This is a genomic window from Brachyspira sp., from assembly GCF_050873525.1.
In the GTDB taxonomy this organism is placed as follows: Bacteria; Spirochaetota; Brachyspiria; order Brachyspirales; family Brachyspiraceae; genus Brachyspira.
This window is the reverse complement of record NZ_JBNMIZ010000187.1, coordinates 1-5,254: the sequence shown is the minus strand read 5'-3', so window position 1 is coordinate 5,254 and position 5,254 is coordinate 1. Positions and strand designations below refer to the sequence as shown.

The 5,254-nt window shown below is 28.4% G+C and carries 7 protein-coding genes and 1 pseudogene; 1 reads left to right on the top strand and 7 read right to left on the bottom strand.

Features of this window, described 5'->3' with window-relative positions; genetic code table 11:
* Window positions 1-190: pseudogene (locus tag ACR0QS_RS10750) on the top strand (motility associated factor glycosyltransferase family protein); the annotation flags it as partial.
* 20 nt (window positions 191-210) lie between these two features.
* On the opposite strand, the gene ACR0QS_RS10745 reads toward ACR0QS_RS10750, so the two are convergent.
* The 7 genes from ACR0QS_RS10745 to ACR0QS_RS10715 form a co-directional block, all read right to left on the bottom strand.
* Window positions 211-621, bottom strand: coding sequence for a C-GCAxxG-C-C family (seleno)protein (locus ACR0QS_RS10745; protein ID WP_432633445.1), 411 nt, complete (start codon window positions 619-621; stop codon window positions 211-213).
* 8 nt (window positions 622-629) lie between these two features.
* Window positions 630-959 carry a branched-chain amino acid transporter permease gene (locus ACR0QS_RS10740; protein WP_432633444.1) on the bottom strand — a complete coding sequence of 110 codons (330 nt, stop codon included), beginning with the start codon at window positions 957-959 and terminating at the stop codon, window positions 630-632.
* Window positions 960-970: 11 nt separating this feature from the next.
* Window positions 971-1,690: an AzlC family ABC transporter permease gene (locus tag ACR0QS_RS10735; protein WP_432633443.1), complete on the bottom strand. Its 720-nt coding sequence runs from the start codon at window positions 1,688-1,690 to the stop codon at window positions 971-973.
* Window positions 1,691-1,730: 40 nt separating this feature from the next.
* On the bottom strand, window positions 1,731-2,213 hold the full coding sequence (locus ACR0QS_RS10730; protein ID WP_147547565.1) for a glutathione peroxidase: 483 nt from the start codon (window positions 2,211-2,213) through the stop codon (window positions 1,731-1,733).
* 210 nt (window positions 2,214-2,423) lie between these two features.
* A complete protein-coding gene (locus ACR0QS_RS10725; protein ID WP_432633442.1) occupies window positions 2,424-2,816 on the bottom strand; it encodes a hypothetical protein in 393 nt (130 codons plus the stop codon).
* Between the two features lie 256 nt (window positions 2,817-3,072).
* Window positions 3,073-4,374 carry a hypothetical protein gene (locus tag ACR0QS_RS10720; protein ID WP_432633441.1) on the bottom strand — a complete coding sequence of 434 codons (1,302 nt, stop codon included), beginning with the start codon at window positions 4,372-4,374 and terminating at the stop codon, window positions 3,073-3,075.
* Window positions 4,375-4,515: 141 nt separating this feature from the next.
* Window positions 4,516-5,073, bottom strand: coding sequence for a DNA-3-methyladenine glycosylase I (locus ACR0QS_RS10715; protein ID WP_432633440.1), 558 nt, complete (start codon window positions 5,071-5,073; stop codon window positions 4,516-4,518).
* Between the last annotated feature and the right edge of the window lie 181 nt (window positions 5,074-5,254).

Sequence of the window (5,254 nt, the reverse complement as noted above, 5' to 3'; positions counted from 1 at the left end):
AACGAATATAATAAAAGAATATCAAAAAAAAGCTCCGATATTAAAAAATATTTTATCCGCCGCAATCATAATGAGCGAGCGAGGAGACAGCTATATTAAAGACAGAATTAATTTTTTGCTTTCGGAAAGTTTGAAAAATGTGAATTATTTTTTAACGCGAATTGATATTACGATAAGAAAATTATTCTAACAATTTAATTTTTATAGTTATTATTTTTTATAATATCTATTCATAATATCGTCAAATATTTTGCAGGCTTCCAAAAGTATATAATCGCATCCGTTTGTAGGATTTCTATATTTTTCTACTAAAGGAATGCAATTAATCTCTCCCATTTTTTCTTGAAATCTCGTTATGAATTCCAATTCTATTTCTTTCAAAATAGAACTTTCATGTCCTTTGTCTATTATAAAAGCTTTGGAGAAAGCCATTATGCATCCCGTTATTATACCGCAAGTAATTCCTACTCCCATTCCTCCGCCAAATCCCGCCGCTAATTTCAAATCGTTTTTGTCTATTCCTAAATCGTATATTTTATTAGCGCCGTATAATATTTTTTCTGCGCAATTTAAATCTTCCGCTTTACCGAAACCTGAAGATAAATATTCGTATAATCCCATAATTACTCCTAAATAAAAATAGTTTGAACTAAAATCATATAAATCACGGTTCCAGCGCCAATGCTAATTAAAACATTTCTTTTTAAAATATGCAAAATAATTATAATCGCTATTGAAATTAATTCTGGAATTCCGTAAGGATATTTTATTAAATTGACATCTTTCAAACAGTAAATAACGAGCAGGGCAATCATAGAATAAGGCATCATATCGCCTAAAAATTTTATATATTTTCTTTCGGCAATCGATTTTCTTATTATCACAAAAGGCAAAAATCTTATAATCAAAGTAGCCGCCGCTATAATTAAAGCCGTTATCAATAATTCTTTATTCGTCATTTTTATCTCTTTTATTTCGATTTTTTATTTTTATATTTTTCTATATTGTATATCACGGTTATAACCGCAAATATTAAAATCATAGCTAAAATTATAAATGTATTCGTTTTAAATATCATTATCGGAATGGAACATATCAAACCGATTATTGCCGCCGTTCGTCCTTTATTTTTATTTTCAATCCATTGTTCTACGAATATTACGACAAATAATGCCGTTAAAACAAAATCCAAGCCTTTAGTATTGAATTTTATAAACTCTCCGAGCATACAGCCAATTAAAGTTCCGATAACCCAATAAGAATAATCTAAAAAAGAAACTAAAAATAAAAAATATTTTCTGTTTATATTTTCTGGAATTTTCGCGCTATAGAGAATCGAAAAAGTTTCGTCCGTCAAAAGAAATATCAAAAACGGTTTGAATATTCCCGTCCGCTTATATTTATTAACCATCGATATTCCTTCAAAACTCATTCGAGCATTTACGGTTAGAGTAAGAATAAAAGCGTATATTGGATTGAAAGGCGCTAAAAATAAATAATTTGCCGCTATATATTGCATGCTTCCGCAATAAGCCGCCAAACTCATAAATACCGCAAGCCAAGTGTCAAATCCTTTCGCTTTCATTAATATTCCGTAGGCGATAGACAAAAACAAATAACCTATAAGAACGGGAACGGTTATCGGGAAAGAATATTTTAAAGCTTCGGTAAATTCTTTTTTTCTATTCATAAAATAAATAATAAAAATAAATTAGATTTTAAATTTGAAATTACTTTTTCAATAATTTTTCTATAGTTTCGTCAAGTTCTTCAGGTTTTACTCTCGAATCGAATCTGCCCGCAATTTTTCCTTTTCTATCTATTAAAAATTTTGTGAAATTCCACCTGATTTTTTCAACGCCTTCTTCCGTAGGTTTTTCGCTTTTTAAATATTGATATAAAGGTTCTGCCTCTTTTCCATTGACTTTTATTTTATCGAATAATTTGAATTTCACTCCGTAATTTTCTTCTCTGATTTTTAATATTTCTTCTATCGGTTCTTTAGCCTGTCCTCCGAATTGATTGCATGGAAAGTCTAAAATTTCAAAACCTTCTTTTTTGTATTTTTTGTATAATTCTTGCAAAGCTGGATATTGTTTTGTAAATCCGCATTTTGTCGCAGTGTTTACTATTAATAAAACTTTTCCCTCGTATTTGCTTAATTTAACATTTTTTCCGCTATAATCTTTTACGATATAATCATATACGCTCATTTTTAATCTCCTAATAATGAAATTTATAAATTTATTTAAGTTGGTATATTATATTTTAATTAAAAAAATTAATCAATAATAAGCCATGCAATCGAATATATTTTTATATCATTACTAGAATTTATCGAAGCAATACAAATAAAAAAGCACCGCAATAAATACGATGCCTTAAAAAAATTTATTCTAACAATTTAATTTCTATTATAAATTTTATTTTTTAAAATTGCGTTCTAATTTATCAAAACTAACATGGTTATAGCCTCCAGTATAATAAGCATGAACTATTGTATCAAATGAAACGGCGCAAGTCGATGCATCGCTAAATATAAATTTTCCAATCGCCGATTTATAAGGAGACTTTGAAATTTCACCAAGCAAGCTATCAAGAGAACAAGAAGCAAATGGAGTATAAGAAGGAATATTAAAAGTTAATTCTATGGTATAAGGATAATCGAAGTTATCCGCAAGCTTTCCAGTATAGTTATAATGATAAAAACCTTTATCTTCATATAAACAATTAAAATTTAGATTGCCACCGCTATCGACAGTAAAAGTAATAGCGGATAAAGCAATATCGGAAGTATCAGATTTCCAAGTTCCCACAAGTTCTGAATATTTAGGCGTTGGATTTTGTTTCGCTTTGCAGCTAATTGAAAATAATAATATAAATAATAATGCGATTAAAGATACAATTTTAGCACTTGACTTGACTTGACTTGACTTGACTTGACTTGACTTGACTTGACTTGACTAACGAATTTACAGTAATTTTTCATTTTTTTTCCTCCTAAAAGGATTTATTTATATTAATATTATAGTAAATTTTTTATAGTTTGTCAAGCGGTAATTTTATTTAAAATTATAAATCCGATTCTTCCAATCTTATCGACTTTATGGCATCCAGACAAATTTCTCTGTTTTCTTCTCCGTTATAAGTAAACCAAATAAGCAAGGCAAGTTTATTCGTAACCGCGGCAACCGTTATTATATTATCTTCGTTATCCAGTTTTTTTTCGTAAGCTATGTTTTTTATATTATCCGCTTCGATTTTTATATCCAAAGATTTTCCCTTGTCTTCGTCCGCTATATCCATTTGTTTAATCACATAATCCATTATAATGTCGGTTTCTTCATTTGAAAAAGTATAAACCTGCATTGCAATATAAATATTAATATCTCTGAATTCAACGAGAGTTTTATCGCTTCTATTCATATTCATTCGCATTGGCAAAACGATTGTAAATCCGCCCGCAACCAAATAACGCGCTTTTTCCGTTCTAAATCCTACATTGATATTCGGCTGATAATTAATTTTATTTTCTTCAAAAAATTTTACCAAATTTGAATCGTCCAAATATTCGGCGACTTTTATTAAAACATCGTAAGGATATCTTAAATTTTTATCTTTTTTATAAGCTTCTTGAAAAGAATAAATTATTTCTTTATAAAGTTTTTTTTCTTTGTCGTCTATAATTTCTCTAAACGGAAAATAAAGCCATATAAGACTAATCAAACTTTTAAACCAGAATTGAGCGTTCATTTCTTCGCCGTTCCAAATAAAAAAATCTTCGGCAAATTTTTCTTTATCTTCTTCGGATGCATTAACAAAATCCGTAAACCAAGTTTTTCCCCAATATCCTAAAGTCGAAAGAGCAAAATATTCTTTTTCGATAATCGGGTAATCGTAAGGCATGGCTATCATAAAATTTCCAAAACCTTTTTCATGATGTTCCAAAAGCATTTTTGAATAATCGGTTAAGGAATCTATAAAAAATTTTTTTAATTTATTAAAATCTCTCTCTACAAAATAACCGCTCGGGTCCTTATATTCTTCGCTTTCTTCAAATTTTATATCGAGTCTTCGCGCTATTCTATCCAAAACATTTATAACGAATTTATGATAACCTGCTCCGAAAGTTCCCGCGCTTACGGTTACAAATAAAGTGTCGTCTTTATATTCAAAATACATCGGGTCGGAAGTCGGATGAAAAGAATATATTAAAGTATTTTCGTTTTCTATTATCGAATATTCCGACATCATTACAAGCGGATTAATGCTAACTTCATTTAAAGACGAAACTATCGCTTTAAATAATCTGTCTCGAATAGGAATTACTCGTTTATTATCAAATTTCGCGTAAAGTAAAAATTCTACATTCATATTATTTTATCATATATTCTTTTGCAAATTATTATAAATAATAACATTTTTAATTATTTTATCAAGTATCTACTTTATAGTTTTTTTATATATAGTTTACATAACTTTTATTTGATATTTTTATAAAAAGAATTTCCCGCTCTATTTTTCATTATGAAATCTGCAATTTATACTATGGTCGTTAACTATTCCTATTCCCTGCAAATAACTATAAATTATAATGCTTCCCGTGAATTTGAATCCTCTTTTAATCAAATCCTTGCTTATCAAATCGGAAAGTTCGCTTCTTGCGGGCAAATCGTCAGTCGGTTTTAATTTGTTGTTTATTCTTTTTCCTTTTGTGAAACTCCAAATATATTTATCGAAACTTCCGAATTCTTTTTGAACTTCTATAAATTTATTCGCGTTTATTATTAAAGCTTCCAGTTTTCTTCTATTTCTAATTATTCCTTTATTATTCAAAAGTTCTTCAATTTTTTTGGAATCATATTTCGCTATTTTTTTATAATCGAAATTGTCAAAAGCCTCGCGCATATTTTCTCTTTTATTAAGAATGCATTTCCAAGTGAGTCCCGCCTGCATTCCTTCGAGTATAAGCATTTCAAATAATTTTATTTCGTCATGGCAAATACGACACCATTCTTCGTTATGATATTTTATTTCGACTTCGGTTTTAGCCCATTTGCATATATCTTTCATTAAAAATTTCCAAAAAAATTTTAAAATAAATTCCAAAAAATTATTCTATATTTATATTCGATTCATAGCCGTCCGATTTTATATTATAATTTCCCTTTTTTAATTCCATAGAATAATTATCTTTTTTGCCCGATAGATTTACGATTTTTTCTTTATTATATTCAATGATGCAATAATTTTT

Coding starts and splice junctions, on each gene's coding strand:
- ACR0QS_RS10735 (WP_432633443.1), bottom strand. CDS start 1,690: ATGAATAGAAAAAAAGAATTTACCGAAGCTTTAAAATATTCTTTCCCG.
- ACR0QS_RS10730 (WP_147547565.1), bottom strand. CDS start 2,213: ATGAGCGTATATGATTATATCGTAAAAGATTATAGCGGAAAAAATGTT.
- ACR0QS_RS10740 (WP_432633444.1), bottom strand. CDS start 959: ATGACGAATAAAGAATTATTGATAACGGCTTTAATTATAGCGGCGGCT.
- ACR0QS_RS10720 (WP_432633441.1), bottom strand. CDS start 4,374: ATGAATGTAGAATTTTTACTTTACGCGAAATTTGATAATAAACGAGTA.
- ACR0QS_RS10715 (WP_432633440.1), bottom strand. CDS start 5,073: ATGAAAGATATATGCAAATGGGCTAAAACCGAAGTCGAAATAAAATAT.
- ACR0QS_RS10745 (WP_432633445.1), bottom strand. CDS start 621: ATGGGATTATACGAATATTTATCTTCAGGTTTCGGTAAAGCGGAAGAT.